This window comes from Bilophila sp. T19-St14, assembly GCF_059728385.1.
Window position 1 is genome coordinate 721,292 of sequence record NZ_BAAGFT010000002.1, and the last position, 23,844, is coordinate 745,135.

Below are 23,844 nucleotides of genomic sequence, written 5' to 3' on the forward strand. Positions count from 1 at the left end.
ATTCCCTGTTCTACCTCGTCTTCCCCGAAGTCACGGCGAGTATGTTCCCCGGACAATGATGCACGCCGCGTCTCCGCCACCGGCATTTTCCCCGGATACGGGGGATTTCCTGATCAGCTTGGTGATCTGTCCGACGGTATCTCGTACCTTCCCCGGATATACCCTGCTGTCAGTGTCCTATGCAGAGGTCGCCTCCGTACCTTCCCCAATCCGGGCCCTGTTCTGTGTGGGGGCGTTCGGGGTGCAGATACTGGCGATGGGCGCCATCCTCCAGACCGCCACGGGCATCAGCCTCATCCCCGCCGCGCTGATTGCCTCGATCGTGACGCTGGCCTACACATGGTCGGGCGGCATCCTCGCCGTAACCCTTACCGACGCCGTGCAGTACGTCATCATCGTCATCGGGGTTACGCTCTGCGGCTATCTCGCCATCGATCACCTCGGCGGGTTCGACGCCATGATGTCGATCCTCTACTCCAACCCGCGCTTTGAGTCGAACATGAAGCCCATGGCCAACTGGTCCCTTGTCCAGTTCCTCGGCCTGTTCTTCAGCTTCCTGCGCGCCGTACTACATCCAGCGCTACGCCTCCACCAAATCCGCCAAGGACAGCAAGAACGGGCTGCTCATTTTCGGTGTGCATTGGATTTTCTTCATGGCCACCACCGCCGCCATCGGCCTGGCGTCCATGGCGATCCAGCCCGACGTGAAGCCCGACCTCGCCTTCACCAACCTTATCCGCGACATCCTGCCCCCCGGCATCACCGGGCTCGTGTTCAGGGCGCTGCTCGCCGCCGTCATGTCCACCGGCGCGGCCATGATCAACACGGCTGCGGTCATCTACACCCGCGACATCTACAACAAGTTCATCAACGCCACAGCTACGCAGGCCGATCTCCTGCGCCAGTCCCGTCTGTCCACCCTGCTTGTGGGCGGCATCTCCATCGGCGTGGCCATCGTCTTCCAAGACGTGTTCGGGCTGATGATCTACCTGTTCAAGCTGTGGCCTTCCGCCATCCTGCCGCCTTTGATGTGCGGCCTGCTCTGGGGCAAGATCTCCCCCTACGCGGGCGCCCCGCGGTCATCGCCGGCGGCCTGAGCTTTTTCCTCTGGAGCGACAAGGTACTTGGGGAGCCCTTCGGCATCCCCGCCAACTTCATAGGCATCGGCATGAACTGCCTCGTGCTGTTCTTCATCCATCAGAAGATGAAGAACCACAAGCCCGAAGGCCCCTTCCTCCCCGATCTCAACTAACCGCCGGAGGCGTCATCATGTGGCTTCAGTTGACGAAGTACTTGTTCTATCTTTCCTTCTTCCTGAATATCGCCTGCGGCGTGTGGGTATTCTTCGGCATTATCCAGTGGCTCAGGGATCTGAACAGACAGTAGGCCCGCCCCGCCGGGAAAGGACCGCAGCGCATCCCCGTGAAAAAAGGGGGGAGAGCCATCTCCCCCTTTGCATAAGCGCCGGGAGCGGCTTCATTTCGTTCCGGCGCGCAGGACGCAGCTTTCCCAGCCCTCCCCGCAGCATGGCGCAGGCGGCGTTTTCGCTTTCGGGCGGATCGCAGCCCCGGCAGGCTGCCCCGGATACTGGCAGGGCACGCCGTCTGCCGGGTTCTTTTGCAAGGCCCGGATCAACGCGGCTTCCCCGTGTTCGGGAACGGGTGCGGCGAACGTCCGCATGCTGATCCCGCATCATGCCCCCGTTTTCCGGGGAGCAGTCCGAGCTGCCCTACGCTGCGATAGAGCGTGGCGAGGCTGATGCCGAGTCCGCCCGCCGCCTTTTTCCCTTCCGTGTGCCGCCCGTGCCGCTCAAGGAGCTCCCTAATGCGGCCTCGTTCCGTTTTCTCCTTCGTCTCCTTCCCCAGGCCGTTAGGGATTCCGTTTCCGGGCTACGGCATGGGACGGGGCCCAGCGCGGGGCTGGTGTACACCGCCGGGGCCGCGAGGCGGGCATCCATGAGAGCCAGCGTGAGGATGCCGTGTCCGCCGAACCCCACGCCGTACTTAATGAAATTTTTTGCTGTGTTATAGAAAATGGTTGATGCTTTTTTCCTTGAAACTCCAAAGGGATAACCGGAAAAATGCCTTAGCCGTGGAGCCCGCCAAGGGGAAAACTAGAAAAAAGCTCTATTTTTCATCGCACTGTGGAGATGAAACAACCACATACATAACAGAGCCAAATTTTTCAATTCCCTGACGTTGTCCGACCAGCGGTGAGCCTCGAATGCATGCATCAGATCCGCCGCCACTCGGTAGGTGCGCTCCCGTTCCCGGCTGAACGCGTGCGGGAAATGCACCATCAGCAGCCGCACGTGCCCTTGCGTTCCCTCAGCGGCGGGACGATCAGCGGGATAAGGTCAAACGGAAAACAGATCTTCCCGGAATGTGCCCTGCCCGATTCCCGTCCGTTTCGCGGATTGCCTTCCGTATGGTTTCGGTTTCCTGCATCCACAGCCAGCCGTTTTTCCGGCCGGGGCCAGAGGCTGGCCCATATCTAAACATGGCCGAGGGGAAGCCGCACGGCATCAGTTCTTGCCCGCCGCAGACGTTCACGGCGAGCCCGATGGCGTTTTCCTGTTCGCGGACGTTTCCGGGCCACGGGTATCGGCAGAGCAGATTCCGCGTTTTGGCATTGATGGCCTGCATGTGCTTGCCGAGCGCCGCCGAAAACGTGTGCAGGAAATGATCCGCCAGAAGCTCCACGTCGCCGCGCCGGGCGGCAAGCTGCGGGATACTCAAGGGAAACGCATTGATCCGGCAATGCAGGCCATGCCGGGGTACATTCTGTCTACGGCTTCTTCCAGATTGCGGCTCATCGCGGCGATGGCGCGGGTATTGCCGCCGGATGCTCTTTTCGTCCACGCAGGCGGCCTTTCCAGCGGGTGACGGAGTAGGGCTACGTTCTTTCCACCCATGTAGGTGGCCTCGCGGGGTTGCAGCGGTCGCAGCAGGCTGGCCCATTCGATTAATGGCGTGGGCGGCGGCTTCACCATGCCGCGGGTATGGCGATGGGGTTTTCGCGCGAGGAGAAGAGAAGAGCCTTAGCGAAGATGGGAGCGGCGGAACAATACCGGACATGATGGTGGGTGCGGCAGCATTCCCGCTGACGGCAGCATGGGGCCGTGCGGTACAGGCATAATGAAGGGGAGCTTTCCTCGCAGAAGCTCCCCTGATGTGTTATCGTGCCTTTCGGATGGCGTCGTTGGCTCCCCTTACCAGCGGAGCGTGCCGCTGGCGGAGATCACCGCCGTTCCGCCGAGGCGCACGGCTTCGAGCTTCCCACCATCGGGGGCAAGGATCAGTTCCAGCTCTCCGGTTCCCGGCCGGTCGAGGATATGGCCCTGCTCAAGCCGGATGTGCGTCCCGGAACACAGCCCGTGCGCGTGCATGTAGGACGCCATGCACCCGGCGGCCGATCCGGTGAAAGGATCTTCCCCGGCGTTGTCCGGATCGATAAGCCGAGCGTGCACATCCCTTTCAGGCTCCACGCCTTCGGGGGCGAACACGTACGCCGCCGACACGCCGAGGGGTGCCAAAACAGCTTTGAGGGCGGGCCTGTCCATCTTGATCCGCCGGAGCGCCGCAAGCTCCCGGACGGGAACCATCAGGAAGCTGACGCCCCCCCCCGCATGAGCTGGCACGGAAGCCCTTCCCGGAGATCGGAAGCCTGAAGCCCGAGCGCTTGGGCCGTTGTCCCGGCGTCGGCGCAGGTGTCCGGGACGGCGGGGGGCTGGGTCATGATCACCCTGTCGGGGCGGATATCCACAGGCAGCACGCCGATGGTGAACTCGAACCACGCGGTGCCCGGCTTGAGCACGCTCAGTTCCCGCAAAAGGTGCCCCGTGGCAATGGTGGGATGCCCCGCAAAGGGGATTTCCCCGCGCGGCATGAAATAGCGGACACGCACGTCCGCCTTGTCGGAGGCCAGCACGAACGCCGTTTCCGGGGCGTTGGTCTCGCGCGCGATGCGCAGCATGTCAGCGGGATCGATGCCGTCGGCGTCCGTCACCACGGCGCAGGGGTTGCCGGTGAACGGCTCCACAGTGAACGCATCCACAATATGGAAGGTACAATTGGGCATAGTATATTCCTTTAGGTACAGCATGTTACGGTTTTTGATGGAGGACGGGCCGGCGGCAGGGGCTGCGCCGCACGTCAGGTTGGGTTGGAAGCTCCGCACGGGGACAAGCCTTCATCTGGGGCGCAGGCGGAGCCAATTCAGGATGAAAAAGAGATGAACACGTTCAAACGCCCCCATCCGGGGCACGGATGGAACCAATCCCGTGGAAACAGGAGTGAACAAGGTATGGCACAGCCCCAATCAGGGCATGGGCGAAGGCTGTGCCATAGAAAATGGCTGATGCTTTTTTTCTTGAAGTTCCAAGGGAATGACCAACAAAATACCTTAGTTGTGGATTCCGCCAAAGGGGAAACGGGGAAAAAGGCTGTATTTTCACCATACTGTGGAGGTGAAACAACCACATACTATGAACAGGAAAAAGGAAGCGGCCTGCCCCACAACGCAAAGGCGCTGCCGCGATGCCTTCCTACGGCAGATAACGACTCACAAAATATGGCAGAGAAAGCCTACGCCTCAGAGCCCGGCGTGCCTTCAGGCGCCGCCCGCATCCAGATGGCGCATCACCGCCACTTCGTCGCAGTCGGGAAAGCGGGGACAGTTCGCACAGACGATCCAGACGCGCTGGGGCAGCAGATCCTTGCTTACCACACAAAAGCCGTTCCGCTCGAAAAAGCGCACCTGATACGTCAGCGCGAATACCCGGTCGATGCCTATCCTGCGGGCGTCCTTACAGCACTCATCCACGAGGATGTTGCCGAACCCGTTCCCCCGCCACGGCTTGGCAATGGCGAGGGAGCGGACTTCCGCCAAGTTTTCCCAAATCACCGCCAGCGCCGCGCAGCCGATGAATTCCCCGCCGCCGGTTTCCAAGATGCGGAAATCCCTGATCTGACCGTACAGGTTCGACAGCGAACGCGGCAGCAGCAGGCCCTCAGCCGAACATTCCATGAGCAAACCGTGGATCTTTTTCGCATCGCACATCCGCGCGGGACGCAAGACTGGCTGCATGATACAGAGCTCCTCTCCAAAAAAACGATTCAACAAAAAGGGCGGCCCCATCCCGGACAAACCGGAAGCCCTTGGGCCTCCCCTGCGGCGGTTCCGATCTCCGGGGCCGCCATCCACTCCGCGCCGCTGAAGCCCTTCGGACCCCCTCTGCCTTTCGATTGAAACTACCCGGAATGATGTACCTGTTTTTGCCGGCAGCCACAATATCCGGTATCACCGATCCGCCTTTTCCCTGCGGGATTGGGCAACGGCACGCCTTGGGGCCAACCGTAGCCGGGATGCAGCACCCGGCGCAAGGGCCGCCATGCAGAGCGGGAGGAACCGAGAGGGAATGGGATAGCCCCCTGCGGCAAGGGGCCGCCCCATCCGGCTGATCCCTGCGCGAAAAGCCTGTGATGAGGCCTCCGGCGGCAATGGGCTGCCGCCCCTTGACCCTGCCCGGTGGGGCAAGCGCCCCCCCGGACCCCCGCATATGTGCTCCGTTTCTTTCCGCACTCCGTTTGGAAGGAAACGGATCACGTCCTGCATCAAGTGATTGCCTGTGAGGATGTACATTATTCATTTTGATAAGCACATCACAATATAAAGTTTCGCTCTAGTCCGTGTCGTCATTTTACGTCATTTTACATTTAACTATTTAAAATTATTGAAAACAATCTTTTATGGCTTAAAAGATAATTAAATAATTTCAATATATTATATCTAATTGACGACACAACCTAGTAAGCAGTTAATATAGGCCCTATCATAGGCTGTGGCTGTTTCATTTTCGCAGTATGGTGAAAGAACTGCTTTTTCTCCAATCTTTCCGCTGACTGATTTTATATCTAAGGCATTTTATTGCTTATCTCTTTGGAACATGAAGAGATAAAACATCTATCGTTTCCTGTGACACAGCCTTGATATTTTATTTTTTGAAAGGTGTATCATAGGAAATGGTTGATGCCTGATTTCTTGAAATTCCAAAGGAATAACCAATAAAATATCTCAAATATGGAGCCCGCTAGCAGAAAAACTGAGAAAAAGCCTGTATTTTCACTATGCTGTGGATATAAAATAATCATATATTATGCAGAGACTTTTGAAATCCCAAATGCCTAACCAAACAAAATACCTCAGCCAAGCCAGGCAACGAAAAAGCTACATAAAAAGTATTGGAGCTGTCCTAGCTAAGGCTAATGTTTAGATTCTTTTACCCAACACTTTAACTGGGTTAAGAGCTCTTTATGGTTGCCACCGTTGAATCGTCATTCACACTTTTTCAGGAACCAGTAGAAATGTTCTGGCTTGATGCCGTTAAAGCGGCGCAAATGCCGTTTTGCCTGGTTCAAAAAATTTTCTATCCCGTTGATATGATTCCCTCATTTTGCAAACAGCCTGTTATGATTGATTCGGTGATGATGAAAACAGCTTACGTCCAACGCATTATACGCCTTGAAAGTGTCTGTGTAGACGATGCTGTCCGGCTCAACCTGCTCCTCAATGATAGGCATCAGCGTTTCTGTGCGGGCGTCAGGGATTATGGCCGTGTAAACCTTGCCACTGCGTTTTAACAAGCCAAAAAACACTATTTTTCCCGCTGCCCCGCGCCCGCGTTTCCCTTTCCTGACCCCGCCAAAATAGCTTTCATCGGCTTCAACCTCCCCTAACAGGCGATAACTGGGCAAATGAGCGGCAATCAGGTGCTTGAGACGCATAAAGTAGGAAACCGCTGTGTTACGGTGAACGCCCACAAGTTCCCCGGCAGTGCGGGCTATTGCCCCTGCCACGAATAGTTTTATCAATTCAGACTGTTGACGCAAACTTAATCTGCTTCGCCGTTCATACGTGAGCTATCCTAACTATTTTCCCTTAGCTAGGACAGCCCCAAAGTATTTATCTTCACTATATTGTGGAAATATACTGACACACCTAACGACAAGGCCACATATAAAAGGTTCTGTCACAGTATGTAGTTGTTTCATCTCCACAGCGCGGTGAAAATGCAGCTTTTTTATCCAGTTTTTCCATTAACGGAATCCATAGCTAAGATATTTTGTTGGTTTATTCCTTTGAAGTTTCAAGGAATAAAGCATCAGCCGTTTCCTATGGCACAGCCATACAAAAATCCGGTGCCGCTCCGGGCAATTCACGCCATTCCCCAATCCCCTCCCCCAAAAAATGTCGTCATTCCCCCGCCTGAGATGGGGGATTCGATAAAGTCAAAAGTCTTGGGAAGAGGAGGGGTGGGTTTGGGAGGGGAGGAGGAAGCCTTTCTTCAGAAAGGTTCCTCCTCCCCTCCCAATCTTCTCCTTCCCCCTTTCTCCTACCCTGCCCTTCCCCTACAGCTTCAAACGCTTCGCCACACACTCCGGCAGGGCACGATACAGCGCAAGAAGGGGCCGCCACCAACCGGGCGTATAAAGCACGTCCCGGCCGCTGTGGACGGCGCGGAAAATGTCGCGGGCAACGCGTTCGGGCGAGGCCACGATGCAGGAGGGAAGACGCCGCCCGGCAATCATCCCCGTGGCAACGTACCCCGGCTTGACCGTCAGAACGTGGACGCCGGAACCCCAAAGCCGCGCCCGCAGGCCGGAAAGGAACGCCGTGAACCCCGCCTTCGCTGAACCGTAGGCATAGTTTGAAGCCCGCCCGCGATCGCCGGCCACAGAGCTCAGCCCGATGATCAGGCCGGCCCCGCGCGCTTCAAAAGCCTCCGCAGCCTGCAGGAGCACGGGAACCAACCCGGTAAAATTGCACTCCATAACCCGGAGCGCCTCCTTGGGAGATCGGCACGCACAATCCTGATCCCCAAGCAGGCCTACCGCGCACAGCACCGCATCCGGGCAGGACGGCAAAAGCCCCCACAGGGCGGAACGCGAAGCCGGATCAAGCGCGTCGAACGGAAAAACCGGCGCCCCGCCGCAGGCATCCGCAACTTCGCGGAGACGCTGGCTATCCCTTCCGGCAAGCTGCAATGTCCAGCCGGAATCCGCAAACAGCCGGGCCGTAGCTTGGGCTATGCCGGAAGTCGCCCCCAATACAAGCATCGTCGGCATATGGCCTCACATATCAATGGCTGCAATAGATTCGTAAGCCTGAAGGCCGGATTGATAACTTCTCATTGTCAATCCAATCTGATTTATCCGTTTGCAGCTCAATGGCAGAGGGTGGTAAATGTACATCCAACAGATAACAACTTTTCTTTGGAGGTTCATTATGGATATGCAGTCCCGGTTCATTCTCCTTACGGTTGTCTTTCTTCTCGTCGGTCTGGTACGCGGTTATTGTGCCATGAAGGAAATGTAAAAACATTCACAAAAATATGGTGCTGAGAACAGATATGTTTGCCCAGTCCTCCCTGCTTCTTTTCAATATCGCTTTACTTCTTACCTACAGTCTCCTTCAAGCCATGAAGAAGATGTAAAAATATCAACCGGACAAAAGGGATACCGCCGTATTGACACAGCCAGCGTTGACCGAACCTAATGGTGCTGCTCCCATACGCTTCTATAAAGCCCATGCGCCACATACGGCAAGACAACGATATTCTGCATTTCTTATTAGGGGCCTTTCATACCCGCTCAGTTGGCCTTTCCCCTTCTCGGCATGGACATCTTTGCCTACATCCGTTCCGCACGGGAGAAGTAAGCGTTAAAGGGAGCAAGGAAATCCGGTCAACCCCTTTCATTCTCCTTATACGCTTTTCTTCGCGTGCAACGCCGTCCCGTGCCGTCCAATCCGGCTAAGAATGGAGTTTTCCCATGACCATGCAGTCCGTGCTCTCCGTGCTCCCCTTCCTGCTCCTTGCCGCCGCCATGTTCCGCATTTGTTCCGCTATCCGAGACAGTTGACCTTTTGGGGAGATTCATCGTGACCATCCAGTCGCTTTTCGCCTTGAGGCCCTTCACCATTCTGGCCGCCGGCATTAGCCGCATCTACTGCACCATTAAGGAAATCTGATGTATCGAAGTACAAAACGCCGTGCGGCACGAGAAGGCTGTCCCAAAGGACGGCCTTTTTTATGTCGTTTCGTACAGGGGGATTCACGAACCTCTTTCCCATTTTGTGATGCATGTCACAGATAAATGAATACTCTCAACAGGATACTGAATAGTTTCGTTTATTGAACCGATACGATTTATCCGTTTGTTTTCAGGATGAGGATAAGACAAAACAGATGCTGCAAAGTCCGCACGTCATCTACAAACCGCAAAGGAGCCCATCCATGCAATCGGAAAAAGCCATCGGGAACGGATACCATATACAGCTCATGAACGGCATCCTGTTTGTCGTCTTGTTCGCCAGCGCCGCCTATCAGCTTTCACAGTGGCATTACATTTCCCTTTTGGGCATCAGCCCCCTCATTGTGGGCATCGTGCTCGGCATGATTTACGGCAATACGCTCCGGCTGCATCTTCCAGTCTACTGGCTGCCCGGCATCCTGTTCTCTTCCAAGGTATTGCTGCGCGCCGCCATCGTCCTTTACGGTTTCCGCCTTACCTTCCAGGATCTCCTGCTCGTCGGTTTCAACGGGCTGGCGATCAGCTCCATCATGCTGACAAGCACGTTTCTCGGCGGCTCTTGGCTTGGGATCAAGGCCTTCGGCCTGCCCCGCCGCCTTGCCCTGCTCACAGCCGCCGGGAGCTCCGTTTGCGGGGCCGCCGCCGTACTCGCCGCCGAACCCGTGGTTAAGGGCGAATCCTATGAAAGCAGCATCGCCGTGGGCACGGTCGTGGTTTTCGGCACCATCGCCATGTTCGTCTATCCCTTCCTGTACAACCACGGCTTCCTTGACATGGGCGAAAAGGCTTACGGCATGTTCGTGGGCGGAACCCTGCATGAGGTCGCGCACGCCGTAGCCGCCGGACAAGCCGTTTCCGCCGATGCGGGCAATACCGCCGTCATCGTCAAGATGATCCGCGTAATCATGATCGCACCCCTGCTCATTTGCCTCGGCTTCTGGCTGAACCGATTCCCTGAAAAAACGGAAGAGGAAAGCCGTGCGCCTTCCTACGGCACCTACAGTTTCAGCAACTTCCCGTGGTTCGCCGTCCTGTTCATCGCGTGCATCGGCATCAACTCGCTCGGCATCATCCCCAAGCAGGCCGTCAGCATCATCAATTCGCTGGATATCTTTATGCTCACTATGGCCATGTGTGCCCTCGGCATGGAAACCAGCCTCGAAAAGGTTCGCATGGTCGGCCCCAAGCCCTTCCTCCTTGCGGGCGTGCTCGCCCTGTGGCTCATCGGCGGCGGCTATTTCGTGACCCGCTCCATCCTCGCCCTCAACTTTTAGCGCAGTTGGGCTTTGGATGCATCAGGCTTTGGGGGGAACATTCATTGAAATGTTCCCCCTTCCTCTTTTCAGAACCTTTGTGAGCCCTCTTCCCCAATACGTTACCAGCCACCCACAAAAGGTGGGAGCGCCCTCCTGCCTTCTTTGCCGCACTGGGCCTGATCCCACATCAGGGCGGGGCAGGATTAAACGGAAACCGGATGCCGTCGGCGTTCACAAAAGAACGTACAACAAATGTCGTCTGGCGACATCCCACGGCGCATTCACGCGGCTGTCAAAAAAACAAACGTATTTTCACGCTGTTGCATGGACATACCCCTGAATGGATTCCGAATGGGCACAGGCGGCGCCCCTCACGCGGGGGCGCCCAAGCGTCCTTCAACGGCGTAACCCATGCTAAAAAAGGCATGGGAAAAAAGAAACATCTTCCATATGTTGCGTTTCAGTACGGTTGCCGTCCCATACCGGATCCGTTACCAAGGAATGATGGCATTGCGGTTTGCCGCAGACAACCGGCAGCAGAGAGGAGGGGTTTATGACGCTTCGGTATCTGGAAGTTTTTTTGGCCTTGGCGAGGACGCCGAATATGCGGGACACTGCGGCCAAGCTGTTCATATCGCAAGCGGCGGTTTCCAGTGCGCTCCGGGATTTTGAGGCGGAGTTGGGGGTTTCTCTGTTCGACCGGATGGGCCGGGGCATCCGGCTCAACGACAAGGGGCGGCTGCTCGAAGAACGGCTGGCCCCGCTGTACAATCAACTCAAGAATGTGCTCGCGCTGGTGGCGAGTGACGAGCTGGCGGGCAAAATCCGCATCGGCGCGTCCACCACGCTGTCCGACTTCGTGCTGCCGCAAGTGCTGTATAATTTCAAGATGCGGCATCGCCATGTCGAAATCGAATGTGAGTCGGGGAATACGGCGGATATTGTGCGCCATGTGGAACACGGCCTGCTCGACGTCGGATTTGTGGAAGGGGACGTCCACAACCTCGCTGTGGAGATCACCCCCCTCGCCAAGGAATCCCTCGTGATCGTTACCGCAGACAAGGCTTTGGCCGAGGCCGGGCCGTACCCCATTGAGGCCCTGCTCGGCCGCCATTGGCTGCTGCGCGAACCGGGATCAGGGACGCGGGAAACATTCCTGCGCCAACTTACCCCGCGCGGCCTGCGTCCGCAGATCCTTCTCGAATTTGAGCATAACGATTCCATCAAGCAGGTTCTCCGCAATCCGGGCATGCTATCCTGCCTCTCTCCGCGCATCGTGCAGCGGGAAGTCCGCGCCGGCGAACTGTTCATCGTCGGGGTAAGCAACGCCCAGTTCGACCGCACCATCTACCGCGTCGAGCACAAAGCCCTCCCCTTTTCAAGCCTCAAGGAGGCGCTCTCCAAAGAAGTGGAATCCTGTCTTGAAGAAGAGGAACGCCTGTGCCATCTCGCCTTGAAGGGCAACGAGCCTTTTCCGAAACATAAAACGGAAAAGGCGGCATCCCGGAAGGCGGCGCAACATGCTCATGTGTGAACCGTTTTCCGGCTCCTCCCATGCCGTGAAGCTGCGGGGCCGAGCACACTGACCTTCGTTCCCGGCCATAGACAGAAAGAGGCCCCGCCAGCTTCCCCGCCGCTTTTTTTGGAATGCGGAGCCCGCTTTTTTACCTGCTTATAAGCAGCATGATACGGAGCCCCCCCCAACTCCGGATCAAAAGGGGAAACGATAACCTTTTCCCGCTTCCATCCCAAAGAGAGCCGATACACAGATCGAACGTAGGAAAATCTGGACAAAGATAATAAACGCGTGTTCGCTTCATGCGGCGAACGGCACTCAAAAAACAGCAGGCGGAGAAAATATTTTCCCCGCCTTTTTTATATCCTCCCCGGAAACCTGCCTTTCAATGATTCAACATCACACGGGAACCTTTTCTAAAGGGATTCATCACAGTTTCCATTCCCTACTTTCTTCATCATCTCTTCATTTTTCGCATATCTTTTCAAGAATGGTTCCAGCAGGTTGCCCTGCATACAAATTATGGCACGCAAAAACTTTGGCAAACGGAGGAGGTCATCCCCTGATTTCCGTATGTGCCTGCCTTAAGGCCAGTTATCATATTTTACTCTGCTGTAACATATTTTATGTTGATCCAAACATTACCGAAAAGGAAGCGCTGACCCACTTTGGGATTCCCCCCCATTGCGACAATGCGGGAAACAGGCTCTTTTTCATATTCGTCATAATGCCCACTTTCGGTAAAATGGCTCCCCATGTACGGTTAAATGACCACCTTTTTTCGGTAAATCCCCCACTTGAATACGGCTAAATGCCCACTGCCAGCCTTTCAAATCCCTTGAGCATCAAGGGCTAAACGGGCCCCTATAAGGATTTCAGTATTCCAAAGGAATTCAATAAGAAAATAATTTTCCCTTTGCGGAAAGCAAAAACAGCCAAGAATAAACACAGGCAGAGAGAGAGAGAGAGAGAGAGAGAGAGAGAGAGAGAGAGAGAGAGAGAGAGAGTGTGTGTGTGTGTGTGTGACACTCAGCGGCGGAGGTTCAAAGCCGTGTTATATGTGCTGAATGATGATCATCAACAGACAATTACTCTTGATGATAGCTGATGATGGTCAGTAACGGTTTTTTATAGTACAAAAGAATCTTTTTAGGAAACTGACTGTGATGGTCGATAACTGTCATTAGCTGTTTCAAGCAGTCAAAAATTCTTTTAAAAGGTTTGGCTATGTCATGATATGTGGTTGTTCCATCTCCACAGCACGCGGAAAAGACGGCTTTTTTATCCGTTTTTCCCATTGACGGAATCCACAGCTAAATGTTTTCACGTCGAAAATACCCTTCCAACTGCGGGAAGCAGGCGGTCGCCGGAAGACATAAGCCCCATTTATTTGCGCTGGCAATGCCGAATCGAGCGTCCCTTAAACTTTAAAATTTCAACATGATTGTAATATGTTGAAATGAATTTGCTCCAGACCATCTGGTGTGACCAATGCCGGGGACAAGGGGCGGTATGGTCTGTACTACATCCAGATCGGCTGCGGTTTTCTTTTGGTGAAAAAAGAGCGAATTACTTAAAGAGGCTGCGGGCTTCCGCGAGTTCGCGTTCCTCTTCGGCTTTTTGGCGGAGACGCTGCACTTCAGGATCTACATACCCTTCAGGACGCGGATAGTGCCCTTGCCGCTGCATGATGCGCAGCCATAGGGTGACATGCTCAGGGCCTGAGGAGGCGCCATTGGCAAGCTCCCAATCAAGGTAGCGCAAACACCGCGGCACGTTTTCCGGTTCCCATCCCTGCAACTGATAGGCACGCTTAAGCTGTGCCAGATGGGCTGGCCCGAACCCCGCAGCCGCAGCAAAAGGCCACAAAATGGCGATGAAGTCTCCATCTGTATTCCATATGCAGGTGTCATCCAACGGTAACGCAGGTGCCGCTTCAGGTGTTTTTGTGTTTGTGACTGTCTGTGATTGTTGTTGATAGGTTGTTGACTGTTTGATGCGTGAAGGGACAGTCATTGTCGGTAATGGATTGTCATCAATGAATTCGACGCATACGCCGTGCGCATCTCCGGTGCGGACTTGCGTTGTACAGATGACGCCTTCGCGTACAAGGCGGCTTATGGTGTTGCGGACTGTGCCGTAGGAAAGCCCGATCGCTGGGGCTAGGCGTTTAAGGTTGACGACGACTTGGGGGGATTGCTGTCTCAACGCGGTGAGCGCATCCAGAAGTATCTGACGTGCTCCGCCAAGATGGGCATTTTGAAGTGTGGCCGCAGCTATGGACGGCGAAATGCCTTGGGGGACGCCGGATTGCGTGGACGTATGTTTTATCTGTTCTGAATGGAAAGAACTATCGGGGTGCTCATGGGGAATTGCCGCATTGATGACTGTTTGTGACGATTTGAAGCTGTCATTTTGAGATACGGGACGTGCAGCCACAGCGTTTGGGGAGACAACGGTCTTAGATTGAAAAGGTTCCGCTAAGAGTGGAGATTGCCCGTCAGGATAAAGGGACTCCATTCCTGTTGTCGCATAGAATTGATAGTCAGTGACAGTTTGTGACTGACTATGTGATGCCTGTGTGTCTGCTGCGTGGCTGGCTATATCCTCCGGCTGTCTTACCGGATCAGCATGAGCGGAAGGCGCTTGGCAAATAGCCTGCGAGGTACCTGTCACGGTGTCAGTCGATGGCTGATTGTGATAGTTGTATGACAGTTGATGGCAGTTTGTGCCTTTGGGGAGGGGTATCGTTGACTGACGTAGGACGGATTGTTTTTGACTGTCTGTATTTGTTGTTTTTTGTATTAAGCTGTCATCAACTGACATTGACGTTTCTGTGCAATCCGGGCTGTCTTGCGCTGCCTGAATCTGTGCGGCAGAAGGTTCATCCCGGCTAGCTGAGCGGGGATATGCGGGGTCTGCATCCGACGTGCAGGCAGCATTGAAAACTTCCCCTGAAGCTGAATGGGGGTCAGGGGAAGGGGCCAGGAAAGATTCTGCCTTCTCAACGGTGGCAGGGAGGGGGATTTCCTTTTCAGAAGCAGCAGGCAGCTCAGAAGGTTCTGCCGTCCCTTGTCCGGCTGTTTGAGAGGGGGTGGAGCCCATCTCTTCAAGAGGCTGCAAGCCGCTGTCTGCTGCGGCACAAGCGGAGTCTGCGGGGGTAAGATTTCCCTCGGAGGGCCCGGCTACGGCAGATGCGCAGGATTCCGCCTGAGGCGGCTCTTCGCAGATGGGCGCATCGGGATTGGGTTCCGGCGTTATTTCTTCCTCAGCAATGGGGGGTTCCGCTACTGGGGATTCGACGGTGCTTTCCGCATCGCCAGACATGGCATCTATGGCCTCATCAGATTGATGCTTCGGCGGCTGGCTCATTTTACGCATCTTGGCGGCCGCTTCCCGAAGGTCGGCACCGAGAGCGAAGGTAAAGTCCGGCATGCTTGATTTCTTAGCCATGTCAGTTCCTTACGGAAGGAAGAGGATAAAGTGCACCGGGAGGGGGAAAGCTGTTTCTGGCGGAGAAAGAATATTACTCATAAGTAGCATGGTACGGCTAATAACGAGATCCAACCCCTAACGGTACACGTTGCCTCTTCCGGGAAAGAATTAGATGTTACCAATCGTTCAAATTTAAAAGAGTAATATGAAGCGCCAAAACAGGCCTTGCCCGCATGCCCATTTGGGATGCTCAGGCATTTTTGGGATCAAGCCGGGCTTCTATTTCTTGTGCCAACTCACGGTAGCTGCGGCAGGAAGAACAACCGTCATCGTAGTCGCAGACGGCAAGATTGCTCATAACGGCCTTGTTCAGCGTAGTATTTCTTGGGATAGTCGTACGAAATACCATTTCCTCGCCGAAAGTCCCAATCGCCACGTTGCGGATGGTCTTCGCGGCATTATTGCGGCCGTCGTACATAGTCAGCAGTACGCCCATGATCGCGAGGTTCGACTCGGTATCGGCACGCAGGGTTTCCGCGACCTTGATAAGATGGCTCACGCCGGAAAGGGCGTAAGTATCCTCAACCCCAACCGGAATAATGATATAGTCCGTAATGATAAGCGCGTTCGTCAGGAGCGCGCCCTCAATAGTGGGCGGGCAATCCAGCAGGATGTAATCGTAGGTGTTCAGTGCCGCCTTATCGAGCGCCTGCCGGAATCCGAAAAAGCGCTTGATGGAATTGGAAAGCGTACTTACCGTAGCGTACACGTTCAGATTGGCGGGGATCAGATCCAGCCCTTCATATTTGGAAGGCACGGCCGCCGCCGAAAACGAAAGCCCGGTAAAAAGATTTGCCACGGTGCGGGGTTGCTCGTATGGGGATATGGTTCCGAGGGTCAGCGAGGCGTTCCCCTGAGGATCACAGTCCACAACAAGCACACGGCGTTTGCGTTTAGCGAGGCAATACGCTACGTTAACAGTGCTCGCGGTCTTGCCCACGCCACCTTTGTGGTTTGCAAAAGCGATGACTTTCGCTGCCATGAGATCCTCCGATTTGCGTATGATGTGTCGAATTTTTTGCACGATGCCCAAAAAAAGTCAATGATCATCCTGAATAAAAGCGGTAAATGTATGCGGAGAATGGCAGCCATCAACATTTTCTAGAGTCGGAAATGAGCGGCGAGGGCCGGGGAAAGAAAGGCCTTTTGCGGAGTTTGACACCTTTTTCTTCTATGGATGCGCGCCCGGCGCCTCCGGGTTTCAGCACCTTCCGGCGGCCCTTGTGCCGTTTGGACGGCAGGCTGGTGCTCTAATGCGGAATATTGCTATGGCCAATAAGATGAAATCCGTAGGTGAAGCGTTGCAGGGCTTTCTTGAGGCGGCTGGCCCCTCCCCCCTTTCCCCTGAGGAGCGGGAGCGCCTGAGGCTGTACAACCCCACGCTTGCCGCGCAGATCGATGCACTCGACTGGAAGGATGTTCCGGCTTTTATCGTTGCGATCATCGAAGAGTGGCGCAGAAATGGAAGCCCTTCCTCTAAGGCTTGCCGCCCGCTTGCCGCGCCTGAGGAGCGGAAACGGCCCTTGCCTGTGAGCCTTGAGGAGCTCGCCCGCGAACAGGCGAGGGAGGCGGCGTGTGAAGTCGTCAGGGCGGCTTCACCGAAGCCCGTTCCTGCGCCCAGCCCTGTTGAGGCCGCTCCTCCAGCCCCCCTGCCTGCCCCTAAAGCTGAGGAACGCCCTTCACTTTGGTGCGGCTATCCAACCAGCATTGCACGCGTTTCGCCGTTTTTTCCGATGAATAACCTTGAAAAGGGGCGCCGGGATGCGCTGATGCGTGATCCCGACATTACCTCGCGTGAAAAAGGCGGCATTGCGGCATCTGGGGCTTTCTTCTTTAAGGAACGCATCTCTTCTGGGCCGTGGGGTGATATCCTTTATACTGGGCCGAAGCTCAGCGTTGAGGAGGAGGATGTGCTGATGGCTCTGCTGGCGATCATTGAATCCGGAGCTGAGGGGGCCGAGGCACGCCATGCCCGCTCGGCCGGAACGCTTCCCGCAAAGGATACGGAAGAGGGTTTTGTGCCTGTCGCCCCGGAGCTCCCCGAAGCCCCGTATGTTTCCGGCGGCGTGGAGGCTTTTCCGGAACCTGTGCGTTCGGCGTTCCCGGAGAGCGGTACGGGAAAATTTACCTATCGCGGCCCGTTGCTGCCGATCCTGCGTTTGATGGGGCATAAGAGGCCGGGGAAGAACCATTACACGCGCTTGGTGACAGGGCTCACATGCCTCGCGCACGGAACCATCGAATTGGTGGTGCGTGAAAGGGGGCAGGAGACGTTCTACGACCTTACGCACATTATCTCGAATTTGCGCCTGCGCGGAAAAAATGATGCGGAACGGGATATTTCAGTGACAATCAGCCCGTTCTTCCGGGAAATGTACGTGGCGAACAGGCTCACTTGGATTGACGTAGCCAAGCGCTTCCAGATCAGGGGAAGCATTGCGAAGGCCATGTACCGCTTCTGCCAGTCGCACAGGGAAAACCCGGTTTTCCGGGGGGATATCCGCACGCTGGCATTGGCGCTGAATATGGATCCGCGCTCGCCGTTAAAGGAAACGCGCCGGCAGATTCGGGATGCCATCGCGGAATTGGCGGAAAAGAAGGTACTGGAGAAAACCAGTATCCTGACCAAGGGGAATATCGTGATCCTCAACCGTACAGCCGAAGCCCTTCCATCCCGAAGGCGGGGGCGCAGGAAAGAAGACTAGACAAACGAGGCCGTGTAAGCGGCCTTTTTTATGCGTTGTCCTTTTGATGCCGCTCCGCCATTTCCGTATCCATATATACTCTTGGCCGTGCCGGGTTCCCTTCCCTGCACGGTGGGCGTTCAGACGTTTTGGGTATTTTGAAAAATAAATATATTTTTCAAGATATTATCGTAAATCAGTGGGCATGTTGCCGTATAGCTTCCCGTCGTGCGCTGTCCTTCGTTTTTTCTCTGGAAAGCCATATGACAGCTAATGTGCGTCATAAGCCGTCACGAACGCACTTTAGCTGTCACTGTCGATAACGTATTGTTTTCGTTGACACCTAAAAAAGGTATTCGTGGATTTTTTATTGAGGCTCTCTGAATCCTTAGGAAAGGCGGATGCAGAGGGAAAACAGTTTTTATAATTAAAAATTTTCATAATATTTCAATGTAATATATACAAAAAGAGAATATTTTGCCGAATCGTTTTGATAGGAAGGAGCGGACATCCTCAGCTTCTTCGATGACACCTCAATAGCACATTTCCCCTGTTGTTTCTTTATATAAATATATTTTTATTCTACATGGTTATTGAGTATTAGTGGCCGTTTTGACGTGCTCCGTTTTCGTGTCTGGCAATGCCTGTCTGAAGCTATCATTGTCAGTCATTCACTGCTGGTTGCAGGTGTTGTCTGACGGTAACAGATGGTGATGAACAGAAACAGTTCTTTCAAGGAAGCTGAGGGAAAAATCTTCTGGATGGATGCCTGTTGCAAATTGTCAATGACAGATGCTGACTGATGAAGATTCCTATGAAGACAGGGGAAAACAAGGAACTCCTTAGGAAGGCTCTGCCATGTATGTGGTTGCTTCATCCTCACCGCACGGTGAAAAGACGGCCTTTTTCTCCAGCTTTCCCCTTGGTGGAATCCCCGGCTAAGGCATGTTGCTTGTTCCTTTGGAACTTCAAGGAAAAAGCATCAGCCGCTTTCTAGGGCACAGCCAAATGCGAAAAGAGCCCGTTCCGGGAAAATGTTGAGGAGGGGAATCAGGTAATGGGGACGAAAAAGGCTCCGTCATGATATACGGTTATTTCATCTCCTCAGTATGGTGAAAATACAGTCTTTTCCTCCAGTTTTCCCGTTGGCGGCTTTAGAGGTATCCTATTGGTTCTTCCTTTGGAATTTTGAGAAAGGCTGTGCCATAGAAGACGGTTGATACGTTATTTCTTGAAATTTCAAAGGAATAGCCAATAAGATACCCCAATTATGGAGCCCATCAGCGAAAAATTGGAGAAAGAAGCTGTATTTTCAGTATATTGTAGATATAAAACAGCCAGATACCATGACAGAGCCAAGAAAAAAACATCAGCCGTTTTCTTCTAGATTGTGCCGTCAATTATATAATCTATTGAAATTGTTTAACTGTTTTTAGGTTGTAAAAGATTATTTTTAATAATTTCAAATAATTATATGTAAAATAACGACACGACCTAGGGCACAGCCTTTACGAAAAGCACGCCATCGGGGGAGGACTCCTTGGCTTTTTTAGAGGAAACGGTGCGGGGTGCGAATGTTTGAAGGGCCCTAGAGCGCAAGAAGGCACGGCGTACTGTACTTGTAAAGGGCCCTGCTCCAATGAGGCGTAACTCGGCGGCATTGGGCGCGGCATGGAAGAGGGGATGGTTTGAGATAGCCATATTTCCTTGAGGGCTCAATGATGGAAAAAGTATCGCCCCGGTTCGGCGGTCGAACCGGGGCGCAAGGAGGAGGGGGTGGGTCGGAGAGGTCGAGATGACTCCGGCCCGTTGCGCTCGCAAGGAAACGAGCATTTGGAAGGAAGATTTTTGGGGTTCCTACAACGCCTCAAGGACAGCCTTGGCCCATTCGTGGATTTCCGGCTGGTCGGACTGGGCTTGCCCATCGATTTTAAGGCCCTCAGCGACAACATTCGCGCCCAGCCGTTCAAGAGCGCCTTCGATGACGTCGACGGCCCCGCAGAAGTATGTGAAACTGCTGTCCCCCGTGGCGAAACAGGCTGTTTTGTGCCCCTTGGCGTTGATGAGGTCGAACTGCTGGAACAACGTATCAAAATCGTCCTGTAGGACGATTTCATCGTCGCCCCATGCAGAACAGCCGAAAAGGATCATATCCCATCCGTCGCAAAGCCCGGGCGCGCTGGCGTCGGCGGCATTGAGAAGGGTGGGCTCATGTCCGGCCTCTTGGATAAGGCGTCCAAGGATTTCCGCGAGAGCTTCCGTGTTGCCGGTCGTGGAGCCGTAAACAATCAGTATTTTACTCATGCTCTACTCCATGTTGAAACGGTTTTGTTCCCGTACACTCGCTCTTTTGGGCCGGAAAAGGCAATGAGAACACGCGAAGCTGAGAAAAGCCCATGTGTTCGGAAATTTCTTTGCCGGATGCCGAAGGACTGCTTCCGAGGGGGGATCGGCATCCGGCTGGAGAAGCCGGGCCAACCACCTCCCGGCTCCTGTGCCGATTTCTCGGCAACAGTTTGACTGGAGACGGGGGTACTGCCTGCTTCCTCGTCGTCCGTGAAAAGACAATAATGAAATTGAAATTCTTTTTCAAGTATAAAGTTCGCTTTTTTTCAAAATTCTTGAAAAAATATGCTATTACATTGAAAATACAATATATTTTATCATAAAAACACTGAAGCCCCTATTCTTTGGAACTCCCAATAACGTACCAATGAGATGCCCCAATGATGGCGCTTTCAACGAAAAGTTGCATAACCTAAAGTATATTCAGCCTATTAGAGGAATATCGCAAGGCTGTTCCGGCGTAATTTCTTGCAACGGAACGATGCGCCGAAAAATGCGAAAAACGGGGCACTCCGTCCGTATCCAGCGGGCAATGCCATAGGGAATGCGCCATGTGCGGGGAGAGGGCTGTGCATTTTCACACGTCCTGCATTGCGGCCTTTAGATATACAAGCCGGAGTGAACGGGGGCTTCCCTCAGCGGGAAAGCACACCAAAGGATGCTGTGGACAGGAGTCCGATCCAATATCCTCGGAAAGCGGGGAACGCGCCTGAAACGGGGCACCCTGACAGGTTTGGGGAAGGGGGCTTTTCAGAAGGCCCGTCATGGAATGTGGTTGTTCCATTTCCGCAGCATGGTGGAAAGACAGCTCCACTCTACGGCAACAATGCAGCCTTTTTCTCCAAATTTTCCATTGGCTGGCTCTATGGCTAGGACATTATTGGTTATTGCTTTGGAATTTTTCAGAAGGCTGTGCCATAGAAAACGGTTGATGCTTTTTCCTTGAAATTCCAAAGAAATGATCAATAAAATCCCCAATCATGGAGCCCACCAGCGGAAAATGGAAAAAAAGCATATGTTTTTCAGCATATTGCTGAGACAAAACAGCCATATATCATGACAGGGCCTTTCAGAAGGCAAGCAGTAGTCCTTTCCTATGACGCGGCCTTTCAAAAGGTTTTGTTCTAGTATGTGGTTGTTTCATCTCCACAGAGCGGTGAAAAATACAGCCTTTTTTCCAGTTTTCCCCTCGGCGTGAGCCAAGGCTAAGGCCTTTTTCCGGTTATCTATTTGAAGTTTCAAGGAAAAAGCATCAACCTTTTTCTTTAACACAGCCTTTCGGAAAAGTTCTCCTTCCCCAAGCGCCTTAGGCCGTGTCGTGAATTAGATATAATCTGTTGGAACTATATAACTATTTTTTAAGTCCAAAAAGATTATCTTAAATAAGTTCAAATAATTAAATGTAAAACGACGGCACGGCCTAGTCTCCCCCCAACAGGAATGTCTGTTCGGCAAATCCACCGTTGCTGATCAGCGATCCTTTGCCGATCAGCGATCCTTGGCGAGCGGTTCAAAGGCGGTGTACTGCGGCAGGAAAGCCAGTTCCACGGTTCCGATACGCCCGTTGCGGTGCTTGCCGATGATAAGCTCGGCGATGCCTTTTTTCGGCGTGTCGGGCTTATACACTTCCTCACGGTAGAGGAAGATCACGATGTCGGCATCCTGTTCGATGGCCCCGGATTCCCGCAGGTCGGAGAGCAGGGGGCGGTTGTCCTTGCGCTCCTCGACCTTGCGGTTGAGCTGCGAAAGTGCCACGACCGGCACGTCGAGCTCCTTGGCTATGGCCTTGAGCGAACGGGAAATATCCGAAATTTCGAGTTCACGCGAGTCCGTGCGCCGCGAGGAGCGCATAAGCTGCAAATAGTCCACCACGATAAGCCCAAGGCCATACTCGGCCTTGAGCCGCCGGGCCTGCGAACGGAGTTCGAGGGTACTGATGGCGGGCGTCTCGTTGATGAACAGCGGCGCGGTTCGGAGCAGATCGGCGGTCTCAAAGAACCGTGCCCCCTCGGTTTTGCTAAGGCGGCCTGTGGAAAGCTGTTCCTGCGGGATTTTCCCCCACAGGCTGATCATGCGCTGGACAAGCTGGTGTTCGGACATTTCCAGCGAGAAGATGCCCACGGGCGCGCCTTCGCTGATGGCGGCACGCATGGCGAGGTTGAGGGCAAGGGCGGTTTTGCCCATCGCAGGGCGCGCCGCAATGATGATCAGATCCGAAGGCTGGAGCCCCCGCGTGATGGCATCGAGTTCGGGATAGCCGGTAGCGAGCCCGGTGATCCCGCCCGCGGCGGGCTTGAGCACGGCGTCCACCACGTCCCCCACGAGCGCCTGCACGGGTCGGAAACCCCCGGAACTGGTGCGGCTGGAGACCGCCATGACGGACTGCTCGGCCTCGTCGATGAGCCCGGCCAGATCCTTTGACGTGTCGAAGCCCGTGGAAACGATCTTGGCCCCCGCCTCGATGAGCCCGCGCTGGATGGATTTGTCCCGCACGAGCTTGGCGTAATACTCGGCGTTTGCCGCGCTGACATGCGACTGCGCCAGCTCCGCGATATAGGCCGCGCCGCCCGCCTGTTCCAGCGAACCCTGATCGCGCAGGTGTTCCGCAAGGGTAACGAGATCCACGGGCCGGTTGTCGGTATGGAGCCCAAGGGCCGCCGCATACAGCGTCTGATGTGCGGGCAGGTAAAAATCTTCCGGGTGCAGCATGGGGGCGATCTGCCCCATTGCGGAAGGGCGCAGGATCAGCCCGGCGAGCACGGCCCGCTCGGCTTCCGCACTGTGTGGGGGGACTCTGCGGGCAAGATCCGTTGTGGCTGTTTCAAATTCTGTCTTCATGGCGTTGTGTGGAAAAGGTTGGAGGCGCCGTCAGCGCCCTTTCTTCCCTTCCAAGGTAGGGCTTTTCGGCAAAAAGAGGAAGGCCCGCTGAATGGGGCCCGCATGGCCCGGCGGCCATATTCCCGTTTGGGAACGGGCATCTTTTGTTTTTTGTATGGGCGGAGGGAACATCCTTTTATGTAGCCTTGTATTTTCTGAAATACTGGGAGGAGCCCCGCAGCCCGTGTCCATAAAGGGGGCGAGGGAACGGCGAACAGAGGCCCGCCTGCCTCAGCGAGGGGATGCCGCTGTTCCTCGGCTTCCCCTTCCGCATCCGGGGGAAGGGCGGCGGCAAGGTATGGATGCGACGCCTGCTGTGCCGAAGGGCGGTGGGACGGGCATGGCGTGCCGTATCGCTTTTATACCGACATCGGCGGGCAGCAGCGCCGGGGGTCGACTGCCGCCGCCAGCGGTATGCCATGCCGTTGATCGGTTCCAGCCCTGAGGGGGGCTTTTTCGCTAGGCCCTTTCATGCCATGTGGTTGTTTCATCTCCACAGCACGGTGAAAATACCGCCTTTTTCTCCAGTTTTCCCATTAACGGAATCCATAGCCAAGGCATTCTGCTGTTTCTTCCTT

General features: G+C 54.7%; 18 protein-coding genes and 2 pseudogenes. 6 read left to right on the forward strand and 14 right to left on the reverse strand.

Features of this window, described 5'->3' with window-relative positions:
• Positions 1–256: 256 nt before the first annotated feature.
• The 3 genes and pseudogenes from AC6I1V_RS17555 to AC6I1V_RS17565 all read left to right on the forward strand — a co-directional run.
• Positions 257–412: pseudogene (locus AC6I1V_RS17555) on the forward strand (sodium:solute symporter family transporter); the annotation flags it as partial.
• 112 nt (positions 413–524) lie between these two features.
• The gene (locus tag AC6I1V_RS17560) at positions 525–1,097 is read left to right on the forward strand and encodes a sodium:solute symporter family transporter (protein ID WP_486854798.1); all 573 of its coding nucleotides are present in this window, start codon (positions 525–527) and stop codon (positions 1,095–1,097) included.
• Positions 1,031–1,252, forward strand: a complete 222-nt coding sequence (locus AC6I1V_RS17565) for a hypothetical protein (RefSeq protein WP_486854801.1) — start codon at positions 1,031–1,033, stop codon at positions 1,250–1,252. The genes AC6I1V_RS17560 and AC6I1V_RS17565 overlap by 67 nt, the downstream gene beginning before the upstream one ends.
• 224 nt (positions 1,253–1,476) lie before the next feature.
• Here AC6I1V_RS17565 and AC6I1V_RS17570 read toward each other — a convergent pair whose 3' ends face one another.
• From AC6I1V_RS17570 to AC6I1V_RS17610, 9 genes and pseudogenes are all read right to left on the reverse strand, one after another.
• A complete protein-coding gene (locus tag AC6I1V_RS17570) occupies positions 1,477–1,680 on the reverse strand; it encodes a hypothetical protein (RefSeq protein WP_486854797.1) in 204 nt (67 codons plus the stop codon).
• 433 nt (positions 1,681–2,113) lie between these two features.
• Positions 2,114–2,299: an AAA-type ATPase lid domain-containing protein gene (locus tag AC6I1V_RS17575; RefSeq protein WP_497737336.1), complete on the reverse strand. Its 186-nt coding sequence runs from the start codon at positions 2,297–2,299 to the stop codon at positions 2,114–2,116.
• A gap of 43 nt (positions 2,300–2,342) precedes the next feature.
• Entirely contained in the window at positions 2,343–2,738 is a 396-nt protein-coding gene (locus AC6I1V_RS17580; RefSeq protein ID WP_486854795.1) for an AAA-type ATPase lid domain-containing protein, read from the reverse strand.
• Positions 2,735–2,992 carry a hypothetical protein gene (locus AC6I1V_RS17585; RefSeq protein ID WP_486854794.1) on the reverse strand — a complete coding sequence of 86 codons (258 nt, stop codon included), beginning with the start codon at positions 2,990–2,992 and terminating at the stop codon, positions 2,735–2,737. Before AC6I1V_RS17585 ends, AC6I1V_RS17580 begins: the two co-directional genes overlap by 4 nt.
• Positions 2,993–3,211: 219 nt before the next feature.
• On the reverse strand, positions 3,212–3,640 hold the full coding sequence (locus AC6I1V_RS17590; protein ID WP_486854793.1) for a PhzF family phenazine biosynthesis protein: 429 nt from the start codon (positions 3,638–3,640) through the stop codon (positions 3,212–3,214).
• The gene (locus tag AC6I1V_RS17595; protein WP_486854792.1) at positions 3,604–4,080 is read right to left on the reverse strand and encodes a PhzF family phenazine biosynthesis protein; all 477 of its coding nucleotides are present in this window, start codon (positions 4,078–4,080) and stop codon (positions 3,604–3,606) included. Before AC6I1V_RS17595 ends, AC6I1V_RS17590 begins: the two co-directional genes overlap by 37 nt.
• Positions 4,081–4,611: 531 nt before the next feature.
• The gene (locus AC6I1V_RS17600; RefSeq protein ID WP_486854791.1) at positions 4,612–5,088 is read right to left on the reverse strand and encodes an N-acetyltransferase; all 477 of its coding nucleotides are present in this window, start codon (positions 5,086–5,088) and stop codon (positions 4,612–4,614) included.
• 1,175 nt (positions 5,089–6,263) lie between these two features.
• Positions 6,264–6,908 (reverse strand): annotated as a pseudogene (locus tag AC6I1V_RS17605) (IS1595 family transposase); the annotation flags it as partial.
• A gap of 501 nt (positions 6,909–7,409) precedes the next feature.
• Positions 7,410–8,126 carry an SDR family NAD(P)-dependent oxidoreductase gene (locus tag AC6I1V_RS17610; RefSeq protein WP_486854953.1) on the reverse strand — a complete coding sequence of 239 codons (717 nt, stop codon included), beginning with the start codon at positions 8,124–8,126 and terminating at the stop codon, positions 7,410–7,412.
• Positions 8,127–9,295: 1,169 nt separating this feature from the next.
• Between AC6I1V_RS17610 and AC6I1V_RS17615 the strand changes: the two genes are divergently transcribed.
• Positions 9,296–10,366 carry a YeiH family protein gene (locus AC6I1V_RS17615; protein ID WP_486854952.1) on the forward strand — a complete coding sequence of 357 codons (1,071 nt, stop codon included), beginning with the start codon at positions 9,296–9,298 and terminating at the stop codon, positions 10,364–10,366.
• A 535-nt stretch (positions 10,367–10,901) separates the two neighbouring features.
• Positions 10,902–11,882, forward strand: a complete 981-nt coding sequence (locus tag AC6I1V_RS17620; protein WP_486854951.1) for a LysR substrate-binding domain-containing protein — start codon at positions 10,902–10,904, stop codon at positions 11,880–11,882.
• A gap of 1,551 nt (positions 11,883–13,433) precedes the next feature.
• Here the strand turns inward: AC6I1V_RS17620 and AC6I1V_RS17625 are convergent.
• On the reverse strand, positions 13,434–15,317 hold the full coding sequence (locus tag AC6I1V_RS17625) for a hypothetical protein (RefSeq protein ID WP_486854385.1): 1,884 nt from the start codon (positions 15,315–15,317) through the stop codon (positions 13,434–13,436).
• A 232-nt stretch (positions 15,318–15,549) separates the two neighbouring features.
• On the reverse strand, positions 15,550–16,341 hold the full coding sequence (locus AC6I1V_RS17630) for a ParA family protein (RefSeq protein WP_302554665.1): 792 nt from the start codon (positions 16,339–16,341) through the stop codon (positions 15,550–15,552).
• A gap of 286 nt (positions 16,342–16,627) precedes the next feature.
• On the opposite strand from AC6I1V_RS17630, the gene AC6I1V_RS17635 reads away from it, so the two are divergent.
• Positions 16,628–18,064 carry a hypothetical protein gene (locus tag AC6I1V_RS17635; RefSeq protein ID WP_486854384.1) on the forward strand — a complete coding sequence of 479 codons (1,437 nt, stop codon included), beginning with the start codon at positions 16,628–16,630 and terminating at the stop codon, positions 18,062–18,064.
• A 1,836-nt stretch (positions 18,065–19,900) separates the two neighbouring features.
• Here the strand turns inward: AC6I1V_RS17635 and AC6I1V_RS17640 are convergent.
• From AC6I1V_RS17640 to dnaB, 3 genes are all read right to left on the reverse strand, one after another.
• Positions 19,901–20,347 carry a flavodoxin gene (locus AC6I1V_RS17640; RefSeq protein WP_486854383.1) on the reverse strand — a complete coding sequence of 149 codons (447 nt, stop codon included), beginning with the start codon at positions 20,345–20,347 and terminating at the stop codon, positions 19,901–19,903.
• 919 nt (positions 20,348–21,266) lie between these two features.
• Positions 21,267–21,440 carry a hypothetical protein gene (locus AC6I1V_RS17645; protein WP_497737289.1) on the reverse strand — a complete coding sequence of 58 codons (174 nt, stop codon included), beginning with the start codon at positions 21,438–21,440 and terminating at the stop codon, positions 21,267–21,269.
• A 437-nt stretch (positions 21,441–21,877) separates the two neighbouring features.
• Positions 21,878–23,227: a replicative DNA helicase gene (dnaB, locus tag AC6I1V_RS17650; protein WP_486854382.1), complete on the reverse strand. Its 1,350-nt coding sequence runs from the start codon at positions 23,225–23,227 to the stop codon at positions 21,878–21,880.
• Positions 23,228–23,844 lie beyond the last annotated feature (617 nt).